Origin of the sequence: Cyanobium sp. ATX-6F1 (assembly GCF_047395825.1) — a bacterium.
Taxonomy (GTDB): Bacteria; Cyanobacteriota; Cyanobacteriia; order PCC-6307; family Cyanobiaceae; genus ATX-6F1.
Genome location: NZ_JBCEBF010000003.1, coordinates 1,064,972 through 1,086,974, shown reverse-complemented (window position 1 = coordinate 1,086,974; position 22,003 = coordinate 1,064,972). Strand labels below are relative to the sequence as shown.

Annotated in this window: 16 protein-coding genes and 5 pseudogenes; 11 read left to right on the top strand and 10 right to left on the bottom strand. The window is 67.2% G+C overall.

The annotated features are described in order from the left end of the window. Positions 1-8: 8 nt before the first annotated feature. Positions 9-3,258: pseudogene (locus AAF143_RS17985) on the top strand (efflux RND transporter permease subunit). A 10-nt stretch (positions 3,259-3,268) separates the two neighbouring features. Here AAF143_RS17985 and AAF143_RS17980 read toward each other — a convergent pair. Further along, the gene (locus AAF143_RS17980) at positions 3,269-4,900 is read right to left on the bottom strand and encodes an alpha-D-glucose phosphate-specific phosphoglucomutase (RefSeq protein ID WP_255009802.1); all 1,632 of its coding nucleotides are present in this window, start codon (positions 4,898-4,900) and stop codon (positions 3,269-3,271) included. Between the two features lie 137 nt (positions 4,901-5,037). On the opposite strand from AAF143_RS17980, the gene AAF143_RS17975 reads away from it, so the two are divergent. After that, positions 5,038-5,418 carry a hypothetical protein gene (locus AAF143_RS17975; protein ID WP_414027480.1) on the top strand — a complete coding sequence of 127 codons (381 nt, stop codon included), beginning with the start codon at positions 5,038-5,040 and terminating at the stop codon, positions 5,416-5,418. 19 nt (positions 5,419-5,437) lie between these two features. Here AAF143_RS17975 and AAF143_RS17970 read toward each other — a convergent pair whose 3' ends face one another. The 6 genes and pseudogenes from AAF143_RS17970 to AAF143_RS17945 all read right to left on the bottom strand — a co-directional run bounded on the left by AAF143_RS17970 (position 5,438) and on the right by AAF143_RS17945 (position 10,279). Next, complete coding sequence (locus tag AAF143_RS17970; RefSeq protein WP_255009799.1) at positions 5,438-5,878, bottom strand: hypothetical protein; 441 nt, start codon at positions 5,876-5,878, stop codon at positions 5,438-5,440. 23 nt (positions 5,879-5,901) lie between these two features. Beyond that, positions 5,902-6,816 (bottom strand): phospholipase D-like domain-containing protein, encoded by a 915-nt coding sequence (locus tag AAF143_RS17965; RefSeq protein WP_414027479.1) that lies wholly within the window; start codon positions 6,814-6,816, stop codon positions 5,902-5,904. Further along, positions 6,807-7,289, bottom strand: a complete 483-nt coding sequence (locus AAF143_RS17960; RefSeq protein WP_414027478.1) for a hypothetical protein — start codon at positions 7,287-7,289, stop codon at positions 6,807-6,809. Before AAF143_RS17960 ends, AAF143_RS17965 begins: the two co-directional genes overlap by 10 nt. 222 nt (positions 7,290-7,511) lie before the next feature. After that, positions 7,512-8,611, bottom strand: a pseudogene (locus AAF143_RS17955) (DUF4912 domain-containing protein). A gap of 172 nt (positions 8,612-8,783) precedes the next feature. Continuing rightward, a pseudogene (locus AAF143_RS17950) lies at positions 8,784-9,540 on the bottom strand (phycobilisome rod-core linker polypeptide). A gap of 130 nt (positions 9,541-9,670) precedes the next feature. After that, entirely contained in the window at positions 9,671-10,279 is a 609-nt protein-coding gene (locus AAF143_RS17945) for a phycobiliprotein lyase (protein ID WP_255009791.1), read from the bottom strand. Between the two features lie 40 nt (positions 10,280-10,319). Here AAF143_RS17945 and AAF143_RS17940 point away from each other — a divergent pair, with 40 nt between their 5' ends. Further along, complete coding sequence (locus tag AAF143_RS17940; protein WP_414027477.1) at positions 10,320-11,570, top strand: DMT family transporter; 1,251 nt, start codon at positions 10,320-10,322, stop codon at positions 11,568-11,570. Positions 11,571-11,590: 20 nt separating this feature from the next. Here the strand turns inward: AAF143_RS17940 and sufR are convergent. Beyond that, positions 11,591-12,246: pseudogene (gene sufR, locus AAF143_RS17935) on the bottom strand (iron-sulfur cluster biosynthesis transcriptional regulator SufR). Positions 12,247-12,502: 256 nt separating this feature from the next. Between sufR and AAF143_RS17930 the strand changes: the two are divergent. From AAF143_RS17930 to AAF143_RS17910, 5 genes and pseudogenes are all read left to right on the top strand, one after another. Then, entirely contained in the window at positions 12,503-12,883 is a 381-nt protein-coding gene (locus AAF143_RS17930) for a ferredoxin-thioredoxin reductase catalytic domain-containing protein (RefSeq protein ID WP_255009785.1), read from the top strand. Between the two features lie 14 nt (positions 12,884-12,897). Further along, positions 12,898-14,339 (top strand): annotated as a pseudogene (sufB, locus tag AAF143_RS17925) (Fe-S cluster assembly protein SufB). Between the two features lie 56 nt (positions 14,340-14,395). Continuing rightward, on the top strand, positions 14,396-15,214 hold the full coding sequence (sufC, locus tag AAF143_RS17920) for a Fe-S cluster assembly ATPase SufC (protein ID WP_255009782.1): 819 nt from the start codon (positions 14,396-14,398) through the stop codon (positions 15,212-15,214). Positions 15,215-15,216: 2 nt separating this feature from the next. Beyond that, positions 15,217-16,458 carry a SufD family Fe-S cluster assembly protein gene (locus tag AAF143_RS17915; RefSeq protein WP_414027476.1) on the top strand — a complete coding sequence of 414 codons (1,242 nt, stop codon included), beginning with the start codon at positions 15,217-15,219 and terminating at the stop codon, positions 16,456-16,458. 19 nt (positions 16,459-16,477) lie between these two features. Further along, a complete protein-coding gene (locus tag AAF143_RS17910) occupies positions 16,478-17,767 on the top strand; it encodes a SufS family cysteine desulfurase (protein WP_255009779.1) in 1,290 nt (429 codons plus the stop codon). Between the two features lie 30 nt (positions 17,768-17,797). Here the strand turns inward: AAF143_RS17910 and AAF143_RS17905 are convergent, their stop codons facing one another. Continuing rightward, positions 17,798-18,169: a VOC family protein gene (locus tag AAF143_RS17905; protein WP_255009777.1), complete on the bottom strand. Its 372-nt coding sequence runs from the start codon at positions 18,167-18,169 to the stop codon at positions 17,798-17,800. A gap of 93 nt (positions 18,170-18,262) precedes the next feature. On the opposite strand from AAF143_RS17905, the gene mtnA reads away from it, so the two are divergent. The 3 genes from mtnA to AAF143_RS17890 all read left to right on the top strand — a co-directional run bounded on the left by mtnA (position 18,263) and on the right by AAF143_RS17890 (position 20,576). Continuing rightward, positions 18,263-19,336 (top strand): S-methyl-5-thioribose-1-phosphate isomerase, encoded by a 1,074-nt coding sequence (gene mtnA, locus AAF143_RS17900; protein WP_255009775.1) that lies wholly within the window; start codon positions 18,263-18,265, stop codon positions 19,334-19,336. 62 nt (positions 19,337-19,398) lie between these two features. Continuing rightward, positions 19,399-20,385, top strand: a complete 987-nt coding sequence (locus AAF143_RS17895; protein WP_414027475.1) for a UDP-2,3-diacylglucosamine diphosphatase — start codon at positions 19,399-19,401, stop codon at positions 20,383-20,385. Next, the gene (locus AAF143_RS17890; protein WP_414027474.1) at positions 20,358-20,576 is read left to right on the top strand and encodes a hypothetical protein; all 219 of its coding nucleotides are present in this window, start codon (positions 20,358-20,360) and stop codon (positions 20,574-20,576) included. Before AAF143_RS17895 ends, AAF143_RS17890 begins: the two co-directional genes overlap by 28 nt. 74 nt (positions 20,577-20,650) lie before the next feature. Here AAF143_RS17890 and AAF143_RS17885 read toward each other — a convergent pair whose 3' ends face one another. Continuing rightward, positions 20,651-22,000 (bottom strand): PhzF family phenazine biosynthesis isomerase, encoded by a 1,350-nt coding sequence (locus AAF143_RS17885; RefSeq protein WP_414027473.1) that lies wholly within the window; start codon positions 21,998-22,000, stop codon positions 20,651-20,653. Positions 22,001-22,003: the final 3 nt, after the last annotated feature.

Below are 22,003 nucleotides of genomic sequence, written 5' to 3'. Positions count from 1 at the left end.
GCCAAGCCATGTCGCTGTCCGACAATTTCATCAAGCGGCCCGTGCTCACCACGGTCTGCAGCATCCTGATCGTGCTGGTGGGGCTGATCGCGATCCCCACCCTCTCGATCGAAAACCTGCCCAACATCGCTCCGCCCCTGGTGCAGGTGAGCGCCACCTATGGCGGCGCCAATTCGATCGTCACCGAGCAGTCGGTCACCAATCCGATCGAGCAGCAGATCAACGGAGTGCCCAACGCCTCCTACATCGCCTCCACCAGCACGATGCAGGGGGCGAGCACGATCAGCGTCTACTTCAACGAAGGAACCGATATCAACATCAACCAGGTGAACGTGCAGAACCGCGTCTCCCTGGCGATGCCGCAGCTGCCCCAGCAGGTGCAGGCCACCGGGGTGTCGGTGGAGCAATCCACCCCCTCGATTCTGCTGGCCTACCAGGTGGGCTCAAGCGACGGACAGTTCGATGCCGCTTACCTCAACGGGCTGATCTACGAAAGCCTCTACTACCAGCTGGGCCGGGTTCCCGGTGTGGCCAGCGTCAACCTGCTGGGGGCTCCAACCCCGCCTTCTGGCTGTTCATCGATGCCAAGAAGGTGACCGCCAACGGCCTTACCGCCAACGACGTGGTCAATGCGGTCAAGAACCAGAACACCGTGGCCATCGGTGGCCTGGTGGGCGGCCCGCCCGCGGGGGCAACCAGGCCTACGCCTACCCGTTGCTGATCAAGAACAACGGCAACCTGGTGTCGGTCGAAGATCTCAACGACCTGATTGTGGGACGCACCTCGGCCGGCAACCTGCTGCGTCTCAAGGACGTCGGCAGCGCCACCTACGGCTTCAACACCTTCGGCCAGGTGGCGGTGGATAAAAAAGGGTTTCCCTCGATCACCGTGGCCGTCTTCCAGACCCCGGAAAGCAATGCCCTCGATGTGTCCGAGGGGGTGGTGGAGGTGATGAATCAGTTCGCCGCCGGTGTGCCGTCGGGCGTCGTCGTGCAGCAGATCTACAACATCGGTCAGTTCATTGAATCGGCCGTCGAAGGGGTGGTGGACGCCCTCGGCCTGGCGATCATCCTGGTGCTGCTGATCCTGTTCCTGTTCCTTCAGGACTGGCGCGCCACGGTGGTGCCCAGCCTGGCGATCCCGATCTCCCTGGTGGGTACCTTCGCCTTCGTGAAGGTGTTTGGTTTTTCGATCAACCAGCTCACCCTGCTGGGGTTGGTGCTGGCCACGGGCCTGGTGGTGGATGACGCGATCGTGGTCATCGAGGCGGTGTCCAAGAACATCGAGCGTGGCATGAAGGCCCGCGAGGCGGCGATCGAATGCATGGGTGAGCTGATCGGAGCCCTGGTCGCCACAGCCCTGGTGCTGATGGCGGTGTTCGTGCCGGTCGCCTTCTACCCCGGCGGCATCGGCATCATCTACAAGCAATTTGCGCTCACGATCGCCTTCTCGATTGCGATCTCGGCCTTCAATGCGCTCACCTTTTCGCCGATGCTCTCGGGGCTGATCCTCGGGGGCAAACCCCAGCCTCCCAAGGGTCCGATCTGGATCGTGCTGGGCGTGGTGGTGGGTCTGGCCTTCGGCCGTTTCAACGGCGTCGGTGGCTGGACCTACATCCTCGGCGTGGTGCTGGGCGTGCTGGGTGGGGCCAACCTGCCCTGGATCTTCGAGCGCTTCAACGTCTTCTTCGCCAAGGTCGAGAGTGGCTACAGCTCCTTGGTGGCCGCCTTGATTCGGCGCCGTCGCTTGATCCTGGTGGGCCTGGGGGCCGGCATCGTGCTCACGGTGTTCGCCTTCACCAGCCTGCCCTCGGCCTTCATCCCCGATGAGGACCAGGGCTACGGGGTGGGCTTCTTCCAGCTCCAGAACGGCGCCTCCCTCAGCCAGACCCAGGCCACAGCCCAGGAAGTGGCCCGCGTGCTGGGCAAGGAGGAGGAGATCGTGGCCGGCACGGTGGTGAGCGGCTATGGCTTCAACGGCGCCAGCCCCGATCAGGGGGTGTTCTTCTTTGGCCTCAAGCCCCTGGAGGAGCGCTCCGCCGCCTCGGCCTCGGCCGCAGCGGTGGTGAAGCGGCTCAACGACAGCCTGCAGACGATCAGCAGCGGCTTCGTGCGCGCCGGCCTGCCGCCGGCGATCCCGGGCTTCTCCTCCCAGGGGGGCTTCTACTTCCAGTTCAACGACCTCAGCAACGGCGGTTACAGCTTCACCGAGCTCGCCCAGCAGGCCACCAAGCTGACCTCAACCGCCCAGGCCACAGGTTTTTTCAGCTCGGTCTACACCCAGTTCATCCCCAGTGCGCCGGCTTTTGAGCTGAGCATTGATCGCGACATCCTCGGGGCGTTGAACATCGATTTCACCCAGGCGATGAGCACGATCGGCATCCTCGCTGGCGGCAACTTCGCCAACCTCACCTACGAGAACGGCCAGGTGCGCAACATCTATGTGCAATCCCAGGCGGCCAACCGCAGCACGATTCAGGATGTGGAGGGCTACTACGTGCGCTCCAACGACAACAAGCTCGTGCCGGTGTCGGAGTTCGCCAAGGTGACCCTCACCAGCGCCCCACCGGTGATCAGCCACTACAACCTTTACCGCACGATTCTGGTGCAGGGGGCCGAGGCCGCGAGCAAAAGCTCCGGCCAGGCGCTGGCCAAGATCCAGGAGGTGTTTGGCAGCCTCGATTTCAACAACATCGGCTATGCCTTCACCGGCCTGGCGGCCCTGCAACTCTCGGCCGGTAGCGCCAGCGTGCTGGTGTTCGGGCTCGGGATCCTGGTGGTGTATCTGGTGCTCTCGGCCCAGTACGAGAGCTACGTCACCCCGGTGATCATCCTGATGACCGTGCCCCTGGCGATGCTCGGGGCGCTGGCGTTTCTGGCGATCCGCTCGATCGACCTCAACATCTACGCCCAGGTGGGGTTGGTGACCCTGATCGGCCTGGCCGCCAAGAACGGCATCTTGATCGTCGAGGTGGCCGAGCAGCACATGAAGGCCGGGATGAGCGCCGTGGAGGCCGCGATCGCCTCAGCCGAATCACGGTTGCGCCCGATCCTGATGACGGCGATCGCCGCCCTGGCGGGCTTCATGCCCCTGGTGGTGGCCCATTCCGCCGGCGCCCAGAGCCAGCAATCCCTGGGCACGGTGATCTTCGGCGGCCTCCTGGTGGCCACGGTGCTCTCGCTGGGGGTGGTGCCGCCCTTCTACGTGGTGATCAAGGGACTGGAGGCCCGCTGGTTTGCGGAGGGTCAGCAGGCCTGAGGCATGGCGATCAGGTGATCACCGTGGGTCGCTCCATGCCCGTGCGCCCTTTGATTTCCGCCAGCTGATCGATCGCCGTGATCAGGTCGGCTAAGGCCACTTGGGGATCCTGATCCAGGTCGCCATCGGCGGGTTCGTAGCGCTCCAGGTACACCCGCAGCGTGGCCCCTGAGGTGCCCGTGCCCGAGAGCCGCAGCACCACCCGGCTGCCGTCATCGAGCAGTAGGCGCAGGCCCTGGCCGCTGGTGATCGAGCCGTCCACCGGATCGGTGTAGCTGAAGTCGTCGGCGGTGGCGATGAATCGGCCGGCAAAGGACTGGCCCACCAGGGTGGGCAGCAGCCCCTTGATCCGGTCGTAGAGCCCGTGGGCGCGCTCGCTTTCGATCGCTTCGTAGTCGTGGCGCGAGTAGTAATGGCGCCCGAAACGGCTCCAATGTTCCGCCATCAGCTCCGCCACCGAGCAGCGGCGCACCGCCAGGATCTGCAGCCAGAACAGCACCGCCCAGAGGCCGTCTTTTTCGCGGATGTGGTCGCTGCCAGTGCCGAAGCTCTCCTCGCCGCAGAGGGTGATCCGGCCGGCATCGAGCAGGTTGCCGAAGAACTTCCAGCCCGTGGGCGTTTCGAAGCAGGGCAGGCCCAGCTCCTTGGCCACCACATCCACCGCGGCGCTGGTGGGCATCGAGCGCGCCACCCCGGCGAGCCCGCCCACGTAGCCAGGAGCCAGGCCTGCGTTGGCGGTGAGCACCGCCAGGCTGTCGCTGGGGTTCACGAAGCAGCGCTGGCCCACGATCATGTTGCGATCGCCATCGCCGTCGCAGGCGGCCCCGAAGCGGTAGTCGTCGCCATCGAGCAGCAGCTCCGCCAACTCGTGGGCATAGGTGAGGTTGGGGTCGGGATGACCGCCGCCGAAATCCTCCAGGGGTGTGCCGTTGAGCACCGTGCCGGCTGGGGCCCCCAGTAATCCCTCCAGGAGCCGATGGGCGTAGGGCCCGGTGACCGCATGCATGGCATCGAAGGCGATCGGGTAGTCGTGGCGCAGCAGATCGCCGATCTGCTCGAAGTTGAACAGGCGCTGCATCAGCGCCACGTAGTCATCGACCCCATCGATCACCTCCACCTGCAGGCCCTCGATCTGGGCGTGGCCCGGTGTGTCGAGATCGAGGGGCGGGGCATCACAGATGCGGTAGCTCTCCAGAGCGGTGGTGACCGCGTAGATCGCGTCGGTGATTGATTCGGGGGTGGGCCCACCGTTGGCGCCGTTCACCTTGACGCCGAAATCGCCTTCGGGGCCGCCGGGGTTGTGGCTGGCCGAGAGGATGATGCCGCCGATCGCCCCGTGGCGGCGGATCAGGTGGGAGGCGGCGGGGGTGGAGAGGATGCCGCCGGTGGTCGTGATCAAGCGAGCGACGCCGTGGGCGGCGGCCATGCGGGCGATCACGTCGATGGCGGCCCGGTTGCCGTAGCGGCCATCGCCCCCCAGCACCAGGGTGCCTCCCTGCACCCCTGGCAACACCTGCAGGCTCGCTTCAATGAAGCTCTCCAGGTAGTGGGGCTGCTGGAAGTGGCGACTGCTCTTGCGCAACCCGGAGGTGCCCGGTTTCTGGTCGCTGAAGGGTTGGGCCAGGCTGACGCTGTGCGCCATCGGGAGGGTTTCCGGGGGCACCAAATTAGACCGCTCGCCCGCTTGGCCCTGGCTAAGTTGAGGCCTAGCGATCGAAGCGGAACCTTGTCGAAGCGTTGGTCGGGTCTGCGCCCTGGTGGTGGGCCTCTTCTGGGCCCTTGCCCAAGCTCGGCTCCATCCACAGCGGCTTGGCCCTGCTGGGCCCTGCTGGCGCTGGCGTTGCTGGCGCTCGGCCCCTTCGCCCCGCGGCGGCAGTCGTGGGCGGTCCCAAGGCCTACCCCTATGAGCAGGCGGTGGGCACCAGCCTCAAGGCGGCCGAGGCGGTGCTTGGCCGCACCGGTACGGAGACCTGCCTGCGCGGCAAACTCACCAACGCCATGCTCGGTCTATCCGCCAGCTGTGAGGCCAGTGGTCAGCGAAGCGCCCTCTGCCAGCTGGCTGATCAAGCGGCGGTGATCACGGGCCTCTGGAGCCTCGACGCGATGGACGACACCGCCCGCCAGGTGATCAAGCTGGCTGCCCCGGTGGCGGGCCGCTGAGCGAGTGCATCGGCGGCGCTCACTTGGCGCCGAAGCCGAAGATGCCTTTTGGTTTGTCCGGGCCCGCTGGCTTCGGTGCGACCAGGGGCTTGAGGGTGGGTTTGCAGATGTTCAGCAGACTTTCGGCCACCTTGTTGAGCGCCTCGCGGCGGGTGTAGCTGTTGCTGGCGGCGATCACCGATTGGCGGCGGATGTCCCAGAGGTCGTCCTTGCAGGTGGCCGAGAGCCAGGGGTTGTCCATCAGGCCATCGGCGAGCTGGCGCGAGGGCTCGCAGGTGTCGGCTGTGTTTTCGCGGGCGCAGTTGATGGCGGCCAGCTGGACCTTGCGCAGGGTTTCCGTGCTGGGGAACTCCGGCTCAGGCCCTTTCGGGGCGGCCTGGGCCACCGGCGGGGAGCCAAGCGGTAGCAGCACCGCGGCGATCAGGCCGAGGGTTGGGACGCAGGCGGTGGGCCGAGCCATGGAGGCAGCACAGATGACATCCATCATCGCCCCGGCGCCATCCTCGGCCTGCCGCGGCCACAGGCCTTGAGCCTCTGGGCCCGCTTGCGCTCCAACCGCGGGGAGATCCCCAGTTCGGCTCCCCGCCACATTCGCTCGAACTCGTGCTCGAAATGGGTTGCCAGCGGCGGCGAGTGGATCAGCAACAGGGTTTCGTCGTTGCCATGGGCTGCCGCCGGACTCCAGTTGAAGCTGCCGGTGATCACCGTGCGCCGATCGATCACGGCGAATTTGTGGTGCAGTTTGTCGCCCCCCGCCAACCGCGGCACCCCTACCGTTTCCACCGCCGAGGTCCAGGCCTGGTTGTCCGCCTCGATGGCGCAGCGGCGATCCGGCAGGCTGACCCCGAGCAGATCGAGCACTTCTGAAAAGGAGCGGTGGGCGAAGCCCGGATCGGCCAGCAGCCTCAGTCGCACGCCACGGGCCCGCAGCTTGGCGAGGGTGTCCGCGAGGTTCTGGGCAGAAAAGACGAACAGAGCCAGATCGATCTGCGCGTTGGCCTGATCCAGCACCTGCGCCAGAACCTGCAGGCCGTTGCGGGGATCCTCACGGCGGTGGGGGGCAAAGAGCACATCCACAGCGGTGCCCTGCACGTTGACCCGCTGGATCGCCCCCTCCTGTTTCCCCAGGCCGAAATGGCTGTCGGGTTGTCCCAGGGGACCATCGCCCCACATCCGCCGGAACTCGCCGGTGAACACCCTGGCCAGGGGAGCGCTTTCGATGCGCAGCAGGTGGTTCACGTTGCCTCGGGTGCTGGGGGCATCGGGGTCGCCGTGGATGCAGGAGGGGGTGAAGTTGGCCGAGCCGGTCACCAGCACGTGCCCGTCGGCGATCAGGAACTTGTGGTGCATCAGACCGCTGCCGGCGCTGCCGTCGGCGGTGTCATCGATCAGGGGCACGCCCCCCGCCGCAGAATCAGCACCGCATCGCCCGCCTCCCGTTCCTGGGCGCTGAGCAGCCCGTCGTGGTTGCTGTCGGCCAGGGCGCTGAGCTGCTGCTGGCGCAGGCGCTGATGGGGGTTGAGATCGATGGCGTGTTCCTCGCTCCAGGGGGTGCTGTAGGTGTTTTCGAGCACGACCTTCACGTGCACACCCTCCCGCTGCTTGGCCACCAGTGCCCGGGCCACCTCCGGCAGTGAGAGCTCCTGCACGGCGATCAGCAGATCACGGCGGGCGCTGCGGATCGTCTCCAGCAGCAGCGCCTCCAGGTCATCCCCGGGTCGGTCCTGGCCGCTGATGGGACTGCGGTAGCTGGTTTCGGCCCTCTGGTTGAAGGCCAGCTCGAACCCCTTGGGCAGCGGCGGTACGGCCGGAGGCGATCCGATCAGCCGGGCGCTGGCGCTGCAGCCACCCAGCAGCAGGGTCCCAGCCAAAGCGAGCAGCGCTGGCCATGGTCCGGTTGGATGGGGCCGTACTGAAGGGATGGCGTTGGCGTCCAAGGCCGCTGGCCCCGATGGTCTTGCTCAGAGTTCCCAGGCTCTGCCACCGGTGCTTCCAGTTCCCAGGCCCGTAGAGATTCCTGGCCCGCTGGCAGGCGAAGGAGTTGATCTGCCGTGGCAGCTGAACGACCGATGGGGACTACGGCCCCTCGGGGCTCAGAACCATTCGGCCACGGCCTGGCTGCTGGGGTTGCTGTTGTCTTCAGGGGTGTCACGCTCGAAGCGCAGGGTGATGTTGCGCTTCTGCTCACCATCGACGGCGATCGCCTGGATCGGATAGAGCTGGATGCCATCGCGGAAGGGCACCTGCACTCGGAAGGTGCCGTCGCTGGAGAGGGGGACCTCCTCCTCGCCGATCATCAGCCGAGCCGAGGGATCCGTGGCGCCATAGACGATCAGCTCGGCGTCGGCCACGAGCCAGAACGCCCGCTGGCGTGGGGTCACCCCGCCCAGGCCGGATTCGTTGCGGCCACTGGCCCAGAGGCCGATGCCGGAGGGGTTCAGCCCCACACCGGAGAGGCGGGAGCTTTCGTTGTCATCGATTTCGTGGAAGGCCTCCGAGCCGCGGCCGAAGCGCTTCCAGCGCACCGTGGCGCTCTGGTACAACCGCTCGTGCAGGTCGTTGTTGGCGGCTTCCACTGGGCTGGGCAGCGTGGCCATGGTGGTACCGGGGGCCGTCTCCAAGGTGAAGGGGACGAATTGATCAAGGATCTGCTCGCTGGGGTGCAGGGCCGGCACCCGGGCCACGGCGGAGGTGGCCAGGGAGATCCAGCCGCCGGCCGACTGCCGATATCCGAGCTCAACGCGGTAGTCCCGGTCGCTCAGGGGCACCGGTAAGTACCACTCGGTGGAATGGGCATCCACCGGCACCTCCTGCAGGGTGTGGGGGTGGGTGGCCCCGTTGGCCAGGCCGGTCACATCCGCCAGGCGCAGGGCCAGTTGGGTGGCACCGCTGGTCAGGGCCCCCTGTCGATCCGCCTCCGAGATCTCCCAGAACACATAGGCCCACTGGGGGTCCCGGGGAAGGAACACCACCTTGGTGGCGGCGGCGGGACGGGGGCTGGCGGCAGATCAGCCTCGATGGTGAACAAGCTCACCGCCGAGCTGTCCGAAGCCTGCTCGGGCTTACGGGTGTCGATTTCCTCCAACAGTTCCTCCTTGGATTTGCGGCTGTAGAGACTCACACCCAGGTCACTGGCCACTTGGCGCAGTTGGCGGAGGGTCATGCGTGCCAAAGAAGAAAGGGCCTGACTCACAGCGTCTCCTGATTTCATTTGGGATCAGTTTGCATGGCAATTCCCGCTTCGAAGGCCCACGGCCTGCCCCCGTCAGTGGACGCTGACGGCCCCTGGAGCGACCGGCCATGAAAAAACGGCGGGGATCTCCCGCCGTTTCGTTGGCCAAGGGGCGTGAGAGCGAGCCCTGGGCTCAGCGACCGATGCTGCGGTAGGGCACCTTGGAGAGGTAATCAATGTTGGCGCTGCTCACCACGTTGCCGCTATAGCGCATGCCGGGCATGCTGCGCACCCAGGGGAGGTAGTCCTCGGGGTAACCGCCGCGGCGCTGGGTGGCACGTTTGGGAAGCGATTTGGCTGTGCCGGTGAAGACGATCTGGGGGAACCCGAAGATGCCGCGGTAGTAGGCGTCGTAGCGGGGGTGGTGATGTTGAAGGGGTTTCCCCAGAGACCGGGCGCCCACGACGCGATGGCGCTGGAAAGGGACGGTGTTGAAGCCGAAGTTTTCGAGGTATTCGTCGCTATCAAGGATGTCGTCGACGGCGCCCTTGACGCCCTTGGTCATGATCACGGCCGCCCAAGCGATCTCCTCGGCCTGGCTGTGTACCGGTCGGCCGAGGAGTTTTTCCACCAAATGGCGGGTCACTCGGTAATTGTTGTTGAGGTTGTAGAAGCTGCGTGTGAAGGTGTCTGACAGGGTCAGGGAGCGGATGAAGTCACGCACGGTGATCTGACCGTCGCGCAACTGCGATTCCAGGTTGCTGTCCCGGTCGACCTTGAAGGCGTGGAAAAAGATCTGCCGGTAGGCCGACTCGATCACGGACCTCAGATCATCGCGGCTGACAGACGTATCCAAGCCCCCCCTTGGGATCCTCGTCGTTGCCCACCCGAAACGGCTCGACCCGGGAGTTCTGGGTCGTGGGCGCGTATTGCAGGAGGGGGAGGGCCACGCGTTCTTCGGCTTCCAACGACTGCGATCGTAGAAGTGGGCCTTGGGGCCACTACGTCTGGCATGGGCAGGGCTCACGATCCGTAACGTTTGCTGCCGCCACGGGTTCGCCCGCCGCCGCCCAAGGGCGCTCACCAGCCCAGCACCGAGAGGGGGCCTGCAGCGCTGGCGCCGTCCACGGTCCCTTCCGCCCCTGCTGCGCCTTCGGGCTCCTGCCAGCGGGTCTCGATGCAGAAGGAGGCGGTGTTCGAGAGCCCCTCCACGGTGCTCGTGCGCAGCCGCACATCGGGCCCAGCGAAGCTGAAGCGTTCCAGGGAGTTCATCGTTTCGTAGCTCGTGCTCAACAGCAGCTCGTCCCGTTCATCCATGAAGAAGTGGCCGGCCACCGGGGCCGTCTCGGCGTAGCCCCGATCGCGCAGCAGCAGGCCGGCTCGGCCCCGTTCATCGCAGGGGATCAGCGCGAAGACCGATTCGCCCTCGTGGGCCTCCCCCGCCTTGTCCCAGGCCATCGAGCCGCTCCAGCGCACCTGGCAGCCGCCCACCAGGTGGGTGGGGTCTTGCTGGTGCAGTGCGGCGATCGCCACCAGCCGCGGATCGTTGGCCGCCACCTCCACCACTTCGATCAGCGAACCGCCCGCTTCGGCGCTCCGATACAGCAGGTGATGACTGCTGCGCTGGGAGCGCCAGCGGCCGCAGCTGAGCTGGAAGAAGCTGAGGGCATCGGCGATCGACGGGTTCACGGTTGGACATCGGCTACAGCGATGATCGCAACAGACGGCCTTGACGGCGCCCCCGTTGACCCTCGGAGCCCTGGCTGCCCTGGCCGCCGCCCTCTGCTGGACCCTCTCCACCAGTCTCTGGCGCAGGCTTCCCACCTCCCTGGGCGCCGCCCAGTTGAACCTGCTCAAGAATCTGTTGGCCCTGGCGCTGCTGGGGCCGGCGTTGCTGCTGTTCCCCGGGGTCGTGCCGGCTCCGCTGCTGCTGCCCCTGGCCCTGAGCGGGGTGGTGGGGATCGGCCTGGGGGACAGCCTGTTCTTCGCGGCCCTGCGGCGCCTCGGCACCCGCCGCACCCTCACCCTCGAAGCCGGCGGGCCGGCGTTCACCGCCCTGGTGGGAGCCCTGGTGCTGGCGGAGGTGCCGCGGCCCCTCCAGTGGCTGGGGATCGGCCTGATCAGCCTGGCGGTGCTGTTGGTGGCCAGGGGCGCGCCGCCGCAACGCCCGGATCAGGCTCTGGGGCTTGGGCCCGATCGCTGGGGAGTGTCTTTGGCCTTAGGCGCCCTCGCCTGCGGCAGTGCCGGGGCCCTGCTGGCCCGCTCCGCTCTGGTGGCGGGCACGGTGGATCCCCTGCAGTCCGCCGCGGTGCGCCTGGCGGCAGCCTCCCTGGTGCTGCTGCCCCTGCTGCGGACCTGGCCCCGTCCGGGCCAGCGCCCCTGGCCGGCCCCGGCCCGCTGGCCCCTGGTGCTGCTGGCGACGCTGCTGGGGACGAGCGCCGGCATCGTGCTCCAGCAGACGGCCCTGCAGCTGCTGCCGGGGGCTGGCGGTGGCCCTGATGGCCACGGCACCGGTGATGGCCTTGCCCCTGGCGTCCCTGGAAGGGGACCGGCCGGGGAGGCGGGGGCTGGCGGCGGCCCTGCTGGCGCTGGCGGGCGTCAGTTTGGTGGTGGGCCTATGGGGCTAGAGGGGGATGGGCGCTGGCAGCTGCCTCAGCCGCGTCTGGGCTTGCCCCTGCGCCCAGGCCACCAGTTGGCTCAACTCCAGGGCCAGGGGATCACAACCCAGCTCGGCGGCCAGCCGCTCCAGCTGGGCGGCGCCGCTCAGCAGTTGCTCCAGGAACACCGGGGCGAAGTCGGGATCGCTCTGGAACCGCGGCTCGCCGGCCATCCAGGCTTCGATCGCCTCGCTGGCCGGCACGGGGCCTTGGTGGGCCGCACCGATCTGCTGCAGACAGCGCAGGCAGTGGGCCAGCAGGCGCAGGTGGTGGCGTTCCAGTGCCGGCAGCAGGCTTCCCTCCAGCAGCGTCAGGTCATCTGAGCTGAGCGGCCCTTCGGCGCTCAAGGCTGGGGCAGGACGCCGTTGTCGGGTTGGAGGTGGAAGCCACAGGAGTGGCCGCCCTCCAGGCGCCAGTGCACCCGTTCCACCCGGCAATCGGGGAAGGTGTGGCGAATGAGCGCCAGCTCCTGCTCACAGATCACGGGGAACTGTTCAGCGATGCGGGAGACGGAGCAGTGGAATTCGCTCATCAGCCAGCCGGAACCTTCGGGGTCGGGCCGGCACTCGGCCACGTAGCCCTCCCGGCGCCGCAGCTCCACCAGGCGCTCCACCCGTGTGGTCAGGCTGCCGCTGCCGATCTGGTGGAGGTAGTGCTGGGCCTTGTCCTGGGCCTGACGCTCCAGCAGCTCCTGCACGGTGCCGGGGGAGGCTGGCGGCGATCGAGCCAAGCAGACCGAGGGCGAAGTGCTCGCTGCCGTCGGTGAAGTGGTCGTGGCCCTGGGGGGTCAGGCGCCAGTGGTTGCTGGGGCGACCGGGGCCTTCGGAGGCGGGACTGGCTTCCACCAGACCGTCTTCTTCGAGGCTGCGCAGGTGCCGGCGCATCACCTGAACCGACAGCTCCAGGCTCTCGGCCAGTTGGGCTGCCGTGGCTTCCGCCCGCCCGCAGGAGCAGGCTGAGGGCCGCCTCACGGGTGGGGGCCTGGGTTGAGGAACTCATCGGATTGCGCGCGGTCCCGCCGGCGAACGGTCCGTTGCCCAACCTTGCCACGCGTGGCAAGGATTTGTGGATCCGGTTTCGGTGGGCGTCAGGCACGGGTCACAATGGCGCCAAGCCGCGCGACGGCCGATCCGGTGCCCTAGGCTCCAAGAAACGAAACTCCAAGGTTTCGTAATTGGATGTCGGCCTTGTTCGGCCTGGATCCTTCAAGTTGCGATCCCTTCATCCGTGGTGCCGCTCACCGACCCGCCGAACCATGTCTGACGCTCCCCCCAGCAGCACGGCTTCCAGCAGCACAGCGGCTCCCACCAGTGAGAGCCTTGAGGTGATTCGCAAGTTTGCCGAGACCTACGCCAAGCGCACGGGCACCTATTTCTGCAGCGATCCGGGCGTGACCGCCGTGGTGCTCGAGGGCCTGGCCCGCCACAAGGATCAGCTGGGTGGTGCGCTCTGCCCCTGCCGTCACTACGAGGACAAGCAGGCCGAGGTCTCCCAGGCTTTCTGGAATTGCCCCTGCGTGCCGATGCGCGAGCGCAAGGAGTGCCACTGCATGCTCTTCCTCACCGAGGACAACCCCTTCCGCGGCGAGAGCCAGACCATCAGCACCGAAGAAATTCTTTCCCACACCTCCGACTGAGGAGCCTCAACGCCATGGCCACCGCTCCATCCGTCGGCGATCTGATGAGCCAGCCGTACAAGTACGGCTTCGTCACAGACATCGAGACCGACAAGATTGCCAAGGGCCTCAGTGAGGACGTGGTGCGCTGGATCTCAGCTAAAAAGAGGAGCCGGCGTTCCTGCTGGAATTCCGCCTGCGCGCCTTCCGGCAGTGGCTGCGCATGGAGGAGCCCGACTGGGCGACCCTGGGCCATCCCCCGATCAACTACCAGGACATCATTTATTATGCGGCCCCCCGGCAGCAGGACAAGAAGGCCAGCCTCGATGAGGTGGACCCAAAACTTCTTGAAACGTTCGACAAGCTTGGGATTCCGCTGAGCGAGCAGAAGCGCCTCTCCAATGTGGCCGTGGATGCGGTCTTCGACAGCGTTTCGATCGCCACCACCTACAAAGCGAAGCTGGCGGAGCACGGGGTGATCTTCGGCTCGATCAGCGAGGCGGTGAAGGAGCATCCGGAGCTGATCGAGCGCTACCTGGGCACGGTGGTGCCCGGCAACGACAACTACTTCGCCGCCCTCAACTCAGCGGTGTTCAGTGACGGATCCTTCGTGTTCATCCCCAAGGGGGTGGAATGCCCGATGGAACTCTCCACCTACTTCCGCATCAACTCCGGCGACACAGGCCAGTTCGAGCGCACCTTGATCGTGGCTGAAGAAGGCGCCTCGGTGAGCTACCTCGAGGGCTGCACCGCACCGATGTTCGACACCAATCAGCTGCATGCGGCGGTGGTGGAGTTGGTGGCCCTCGATGACGCCTCGATCAAGTATTCCACCGTGCAGAACTGGTACGCCGGTGATGAGAACGGTGTGGGCGGCATCTACAACTTCGTCACCAAGCGCGGCCACTGCCGCGGCGACCGCAGCCACATCAGCTGGACCCAGGTGGAGACCGGCTCGGCGATCACCTGGAAGTACCCCAGCTGCGTGTTGCAGGGTGCCGATTCGGTGGGAGAGTTCTACTCGGTGGCCCTCACCAACCACCGCCAACAGGCGGACACCGGCACCAAGATGATCCACGTGGGTCCGCGCACACGCTCCACGATCGTGAGCAAGGGCATCAGTGCCGGTCATTCCTCCAACAGCTACCGGGGTCTGGTGCAGATGGGGCCCAAGGCGGTTGGGGGTCGCAATTTCAGTCAGTGCGATTCGATGCTGATCGGCGACCAGGCCGCCGCCAACACCTACCCCTACATCCGCTCCCAGCAGCCCGACGCCGCGATCGAGCACGAGGCCAGCACCTGCCGGATCTCCGAAGACCAGCTCTTCTATCTGCAGAGCCGGGGCATTGGCTTCGAGGAGGCGGTGTCGATGATGGTCAGCGGCTTCTGCCGCGATGTGTTCAACCAGCTGCCGATGGAGTTCGCCGCCGAAGCCGACAAGCTCCTGGCCCTCAAACTCGAGGGTTCGGTGGGCTGACCCCCACCAGCTCTGCCTTCTTCCTTTCTTTCCGCCCTGCCCCAACCCCAGGCCCTGTGATCCGTCCCGACGCCGAACTTCTGCTCCAGATCAAGGACCTCCACGCCCGCGTGGAGGATCAGCCGATCCTCAAGGGCGTGAACCTTGAGATCCGCGCCGGCGAAATCCATGCGGTGATGGGGCGCAACGGCAGCGGCAAGAGCACCCTCTCCAAGGTGCTGGCGGGCCATCCCTCCTACCAAGTGACCAGTGGTTCGGTGCTCTACCGCGGAGAGGATCTGCTGGCGCTCAGTCCCGAACAGCGGGCCCGTATCGGCGTCTTCCTGGGGTTCCAGTACCCGGTGGAGATCCCCGGGGTGAGCAACCTGGAGTTCCTGCGGGTGGCGACCAACGCCCGCCGCATGGAGCAGGGCCAGGAGGAACTCGACACCTTTGCCTTCGAGGATCTGGTGCAGGAGCGCCTCAAGGTGGTGCAGATGGATCCTGCCTTCCTGGAGCGCTCGGTGAACGAAGGTTTCTCCGGCGGCGAGAAGAAACGCAACGAGATCCTGCAGATGGCGCTGCTGGAGCCGCTGGTGGCGATTCTCGATGAAACCGATTCCGGCCTCGACATCGATGCCCTGCGCATCGTGGCTGGCGGCGTCAACCACCTGGCCAGTGCCGACAACGCCACCCTGCTGATCACCCACTACCAGCGTCTGCTGGATGTGATCACCCCCGATTATGTGCACGTCATGGCGGCGGGCCGCATCCTGCGCACGGGCGGCAAGGAGCTGGCCCTGGAACTCGAGGAGCGCGGCTACGACTGGGTCGATGAAGAGCTGGCGGCCCTGGAGCTTTCCGAGAACGTCCGCACACCCTTGGAGGTGGCCTGACCATGGCGCTGGCGACCGAGACCTGGAGTGGGCGCCTGCTTCAGGAACTGCCGCCCGCAGCCGGTGCGTTGGCGGAGGTGCAGCGGCGGGGTCGCGCGGCCCTGGCGGCCCTGCCCCTGCCCCGCCGGCAGCAGGAGGATTGGCGCTTCACCGATCTGGGGGCGCTGACGGCCCTGGCTCCCCGTTGGGATGCCGGCGCCACGCCGGTTCCCGTCGACCTGCCCCCGGTGGCCCCTGGGGTCACGCGCCTCTGGCTCGATGGCCGCGGCGATCCCCTCGCTGGGGTTGAACTGCCGCCCGGCCTGCGCCCCCTGGCGCCGTTGGAGCTGAGCCAGGCTCTGGGCCACACCCTGGCGGCCGTCGGCGCCGAGCACCACTGGCCCGTGGCCTTCAACCACGCCAGCGCCGGCGATTGCCTGGCCCTGCGCGTGAGCGGGCGTGAGCCCGTTCAACTGGAACTCGTCAGTGCTGCTTGCAACGAACAGGCGGTGCTCCCCCTGCGCGTGCTGCTGCTGGTGGAGGAGAAGGCCCAGCTGGAGCTCACCCAGGTGCTGCTGGGCTCGGCCGCCAGCCTCACCAGCCTGATTCTTGAGTTGCATCTGGGCCGTAAGGCCGCGGTCAACCACGGTCTGCTGGCCTTCGGGGAGGCCCCGGCCAGCCTGCTGGCCCATCTGGCCGTGGAGCAGGAACCCCAGAGCCGCTATCAGTTCACCAGTGCCTCCCGCGGCTGGGCGCTCTCGCGCCTGGAGCCCCGCATCAGCCAGGTGAGCGGCGCGGCCCACACCCAGCTGGCGGGCCTGCAGCTGGCGGAGCAGCATCAGGTGGCGGACACCCACGCCTGGGTGCGCTTCGAGGGGCCCGATGGCAGCCTCGAGCAGCTGCACAAGGCGATCGCCGATGACCACGGCCGCAGCATTTTCAATGGTGCCGTGCGCGTGCCCCGGGCGGCCCAGCGCACCAACGCCGCCCAGCTGAGCCGCAACCTGCTGCTCTCCAACCTGGCCCGGATCGACACCAAGCCCGAGCTGGAGATCGTCGCCGACGACGTGCGCTGCGCCCATGGCGCCACCGTGAGCCGGCTGCAGCTCGATGAGCTCTTTATTTGCAGAGCCGAGGCATCGACGCCGAGCTCGCCGCCAGCCTGCTCAAGCGCGGCTTCTGCGCCGAAGTGCTCAAGGGTCTTCCCGCGGCCGCCGCCGTCTGGGAGCCCCTGGCGAGGGTGCTGCAGCCGGGCTCTGCTTTGAGCGCTCCGGAGCGGCGGCCATGACCAGCCTGGCCCTCCCACCGCTGATCCCCGCGATCGAGCCGGCCGAGAACCTGGCCTTGCTGACGCGTCCGGATTTCCCGCTGCTCGATCAGGTGGCCTGCCTGGGGGAGCCGCTGATCTATCTCGATTACGCCGCCACCAGCCAGAAGCCCCGTCAGGTGCTCCAGGCCCTGCAGCACTACTACGGCCATGACAACGCCAACGTGCACCGCGGCGCCCACCAACTGAGTGGCCGTGCCACCGAAGCCTTCGAGGCGGCACGCACCAAGACGGCGGCCTTCATCGGTGCCGCCAGCCCCCACGAGATCGTCTTCACCCGCAACGCCACCGAGGCGATCAACCTGGTGGCCCGCAGCTGGGGCGACGTCAACATCCGCCCCGGCGATGAGATTCTGCTGTCGGTGATGGAGCACCACAGCAACCTGGTGCCCTGGCAGCTGCTGGCGGCCCGCACGGGCGCCGTGCTGCGCCATGTGGGGCTCACCCCCACCGGGGAGCTGGATCTCGACGACTTCAAGGCCCAACTGGGGGAGCGCACGAGGCTGGTGAGCCTGGTGCAGGTGAGCAACACCCTCGGCTGCCTCAACCCGATCGCCGAGATCACCCGCCTGGCCCACGCCGCCGGTGCGTTGGTGCTGGTGGATGCCTGCCAGAGCCTCCCCCACCTGCCGCTGAACGTGGCCGATCTCGGCGCCGATTTCCTGGTGGGCTCCTCCCACAAGCTGTGCGGGCCCACGGGCATGGGCTTTTTGTGGGGACGCGAGGCACTGCTGGAGGCGATGCCCCCTTTCCTGGGGGGCGGCGAGATGATCGAGGAGGTGCAGCTGGGCTCCAGCACCTGGGCGTCGCTGCCGCACAAGTTCGAGGCGGGCACACCGGCCATCGGTGAGGCGATCGGCATGGGTGTGGCCCTCGACTATCTACGCGGCCTGGGGCTCGAGCGCATCCACGCCTGGGAGCAACAGCTCACCCGTCAGCTGTTTGCAAGGTTGCAGGCGATCGAGGGGGTGCGGATCCTCGGCCCCACGCCCGAGCAACAACCGGATCGCGCCGCCCTGGCGGCGTTCACGGTGGAGGGCCTGCACGCCAACGACATCGCCGCCCTGCTGGATTCCGCGGGCATCTGCATTCGCAGCGGCCACCACTGCACCCAGCCCCTGCACCGCCACTACGGCCTGGCCGGATCGGCCCGGGCCAGCCTGGGATTCACCACCAAGCCTGAGGAAATCGACCGCTTCGCCGAGGAACTCCAGGGCACCATCGGCTTTCTGCGGGAGCACAGCTGAAGCTGGAACGGCTCCGAGTCAGGCCAGCCCTCAGGCGAGTGAGTGCAGGCCGATGGGGTTGCCTTCCGTGTCGAGCACCACCGAGATGAAGCCGAACTCGCCGATGGCCATTTTCGCTCGGCACACTTGGCCGCCCGCTGGCACCACGCGACTTTCCTCCACCGCGCAATCCCCACAGCTGAAATACACCATCGTGCCGCCCTTGCCGGGCTCACAGCCCTCCATCTGCATCAGCGCGCCGCCAGCCCCTGCCTTTGTGTCGTCCATCGGGAAGCACCAATAGGCCATGCCCGGATTCGAGAGGTCCTCGAACTCCACCTGGAACACGGCCCCATAGAACGCTTTGGCCCGCTCCATGTCAGACACGTTGATCTCGAACCAGGTGATGGGATTGGTGGCCATGACGGGAAGGTTGGCGCGTTTGGCAGAAGATAGGTCTGCTGAAGTGAGCCCTCCAGCGGCTTGGGATGATCGTCACGCTCCCCTTCTTCCACCATGAACATCGACGGCAAGGCCTGGCGCACGATCTGGCTGGAGCAGGGCGGTTGCTCGGTGGGGGTGATCGATCAGACCCAGCTGCCCCACCGCTTCGAAACCCGTTCGCTCGCCACGCTCGATCAGGCCGCCGAGGCTATTGCCACCATGGTGGTGCGCGGTGCACCGCTGATCGGGGTCACCGGCGCCTATGGCCTGATGCTGGCCCTGCAGGCGGATCCAGGCGATGCCTCGCTCGCCGCTGCCTTCGAGCAGCTCAACGCCACCCGTCCAACGGCCATCAACCTCCTCTGGGCCCTGGAGCGGGTGCGTGATCGGGTGGCGCCGCTCCCGCCTACCCAGCGGGCCGCCGCCGCTGCGCTGGAGGCCGCCACCATCGCTGATGAAGACGTCGCCATGTGCGAGGCGATCGGCGACCACGGGCTCGCGATCTTCCAGGCGATCGCCGCCGCCCGCCCGGCCGAACGCCAGGGGGAACCCCTGAACGTGCTCACCCACTGCAATGCCGGCTGGCTGGCCACGGTGGATTGGGGCACCGCCCTGGCGCCGATCTACAAGGCCCACCGGGCCGGGATCCCGATTCATGTGTGGGTGGATGAAACGCGTCCGCGCAACCAGGGCGCCAGCCTCACCGCCTTTGAGCTGGGCCGCGAGGGTGTGCCCCACACCGTGATCGTCGACAACGCCGGCGGCCACCTGATGCAGCACGGCCTGGTGGATGCGGTGATCGTCGGCACCGACCGCACCACCCGCACGGGGGATGTCTGCAACAAGATCGGCACCTACCTCAAGGCCCTGGCAGCCTTCGATAACGGCGTGCCCTTCTACGTGGCCCTGCCCGCCTCCACCATCGACTGGACGATCGACGACGGCGTGGCCGAGATCCCGATCGAGGCCCGCTCCGCCCGCGAGGTGACCCACATCGGCACTCTTTCGCTCACGCCCGAGGGCAGCGGCGCCTTCAACCCCGCCTTCGATGTCACCCCGGCGCGGCTGGTGACGGCCCTGATCACCGAGCGCGGTGTGGCGCCGGCCAGTGAAGAGGGGTTGCGATCGTTGTACGGCAGGGCCTAAGTTCCGCGCGCCTGAGGCCTTTCAAGGTTAAGGGAAGGTGAACAACCAAGCGGTGATCTGTCGTGCTCGATTGTGCCGCCCTGTTCATCTCCGACCTGCATCTGGGATCGAATCAGTGCGAGGCCAAGGAGCTGAGTCGCTTTCTGGCCTTGATTCGCCCCCAGGTGCTCTATCTGGTGGGCGATGTCATCGACCTGGAGGCGATTCGCATCAATGCCAACGTCAGTGAATCCTTCCTGGCGGCCAGCGTCGATCGGGCTTTTCAAGCCGGCTCTGTTGATCCGCTCGAGAAGGGCGTCTTCGGCAGCCGCAAACTGCTGCGCCACACCCACCTGCAGGTGCTTCGCGATCTCCGTGATCTCAGCCGCTCAGGCGTGAAGGTGGTTTATGTGCCCGGCAACCACGACGCTTATCTGCGCAAGTACACCGGTCTGGAAACTGAGTTCTTCGCCATTCGCCGCGAGGATCTCTACACCACCCCGGATGGCCGGCGCCTGCTGGTGCGCCATGGCGACGAATACGACGGAGTGATCCATTTCCACCAGAGCCTGGCCTCTCAGCTCACACGCCTCACGGAGCACTACAGCCAGTTGATCGGCCTGTTCCGCTCCGCCGCTGAGGCCCTACGGCCCAGTGCGCCTTTGGCCAGCTGGAATCCGGAGGCGATTCTTGAGAGTGCTGTGGAGCTGCTGGCTCAGCCCTGGGACTGGCCGGTACCGGCGGCAAGGGGGCTGGAGTCGTCGGAGTTTTCGCTGGCCTTCGCCCTCGAGCGGGCGATCAAGACCCGCACCGGCCATGACCGCGTGCACAAGCGGCTGATGACCCAGCACCTGTTCCGGGAGAACCGCGCCGGCCAGCAGCTCCATGGGCTGATCAACGGCCACACCCACATCCCCGAGGTCACCGGCTTCGAATCGCCCCCGCTTCACCGGGTGATCCGGCAGCGCCCTGCCACATCACCACCTACAACGACGGCAGCTGGGCGCGTAGCCAGCGGCAGCTGGGCCGCACCGCCCTGGTGGTGGCCCACGACGGCACGATCGGCATGATTCGCTTCGATCGCGAGCGCGGCATCGTGCCCTTTCTGCCGCCGCGTTTTCCCTTCAACAGTTATCCAATGCGCCCCTGTTCCGTGTGTGGCACACCGGTGGCTGATCTCAACAAAACCGATCAGGGCGGCGATGGCATTCAGCTCTCCATGGAGGAGCCATCACCTGTTGCCGAAAGCGTCGGGGTTTGATCCACGAGCGGACGATCCAGTGGGCCATCGATCAAGCGCCGGAGCATGGCCTTCGGCCCCTGAAACGGCGAGGGTCAGAGCGCATCCCCGATCAACTTGATGGGGGCGCCGGGACCGTCGGGCTGCACTTCCAAGGTGGAGTAGGTCCACTCCCCTCGGGCTTTGCGCGCCTGCACCACCAGCGTGCCCGAGCCCTTCGGGCCGCTGATCGGGATCGCCAGGTTGGCGCTGCCGCCGGCGCCGTTCGTGCTCACCTGGCCGGAGAGGAACAGGCCGCCTTGGAGGGGTGACCCCAGGCGGCTGCGCACCAGCGGATCGGCCTGGGCCCGCCCCAGGGCTTCCTTGTAGGGAGCGGAAGACTTCATCAGGCCGAACACGCCGAAGACCAGCAGGGCGATGAAGCCCAGCACCGACCCCAGGCTGCCGGCGCAGCCCAGGGGCACCACCCAGGGCCAGTTGCGCTGCCACCAGTTCCGGCTCGGGCTGTCACCGGTCATGGCCGTTCCGCTGGGTCGGGCCCAGGCTAAAGACCCCGTCCAGGAGACCTGGAGCCCATCTAAGGCGTGGTCAGCGCCACGGCGGTGCCGCTCACCACGATGCCGCCCGTCGCCGGAATGGTCACCTCCAGACGGCTGGGGCGCCCCATCGCTTCCCCTGCAGCACCGTGATCCGCCCGCCGGGGGCACCTGAGCCAGGGCGCGCAGGTAGCCGCCGAGGGCGGCGGCGGCCGATCCGGTGGCGGGGTCCTCGCGTAGGCCGCAGCTGGGGGCGGGGTTGCGGGCCTGGAACAGGGCCGGCTGGGCGCGCCAGATCAGCTGCAGGGTGAGCAGCCCCTCGGCCAGCATCAGCTCCCGCAGCACCTCAAAGGGGTAGTCGAGCCGCGCCAGTCGCCCGGCATGGCGGGCCGCCAGCACCAGGTGCCAGGAGCCGGCGAACGCCTTCAGGGGCGGCAGCTCGGGGTCGAGCTCGCCGGCGCCCCAGCCCAGGCAGGCCAGCACCGCCGCCACCAGCTCGGTGCTGGCGGGCTCCTGGCGGGGCTCGACGGAGGTGAGGGCGGCCACGGGGCGGCCGTTCTCCAGGCGCACGCTCACGGGCACCAGCCCCACGGGGGTCTGCAGCCGGTAGGTGCCCATGCCGCTCGACGTTCCCAGCACGACGCCACTGGCGATGGTGGCGTGGCCGCAGAAGGGCACTTCGCAGCTGGGGCTGAAGTAGCGGATCGTGCGCTCGTCTCCAACCAGCGGCGCCAGGAAAGCGGTTTCCGAGTAGCCCAACTCGGCGGCGAGCTGTTGCATCGCCTCCACGGGCGGCAGGGCCGGCCCGTTCCAGACCCCGGCGGGGTTGCCACCGGCCGGGTCGTCGCTGAAGGCCGTGAGCCGGTGCAGCGTGCCGGCGTCGATGGCTGGGTGGGCGTCGGGCTTCACCGC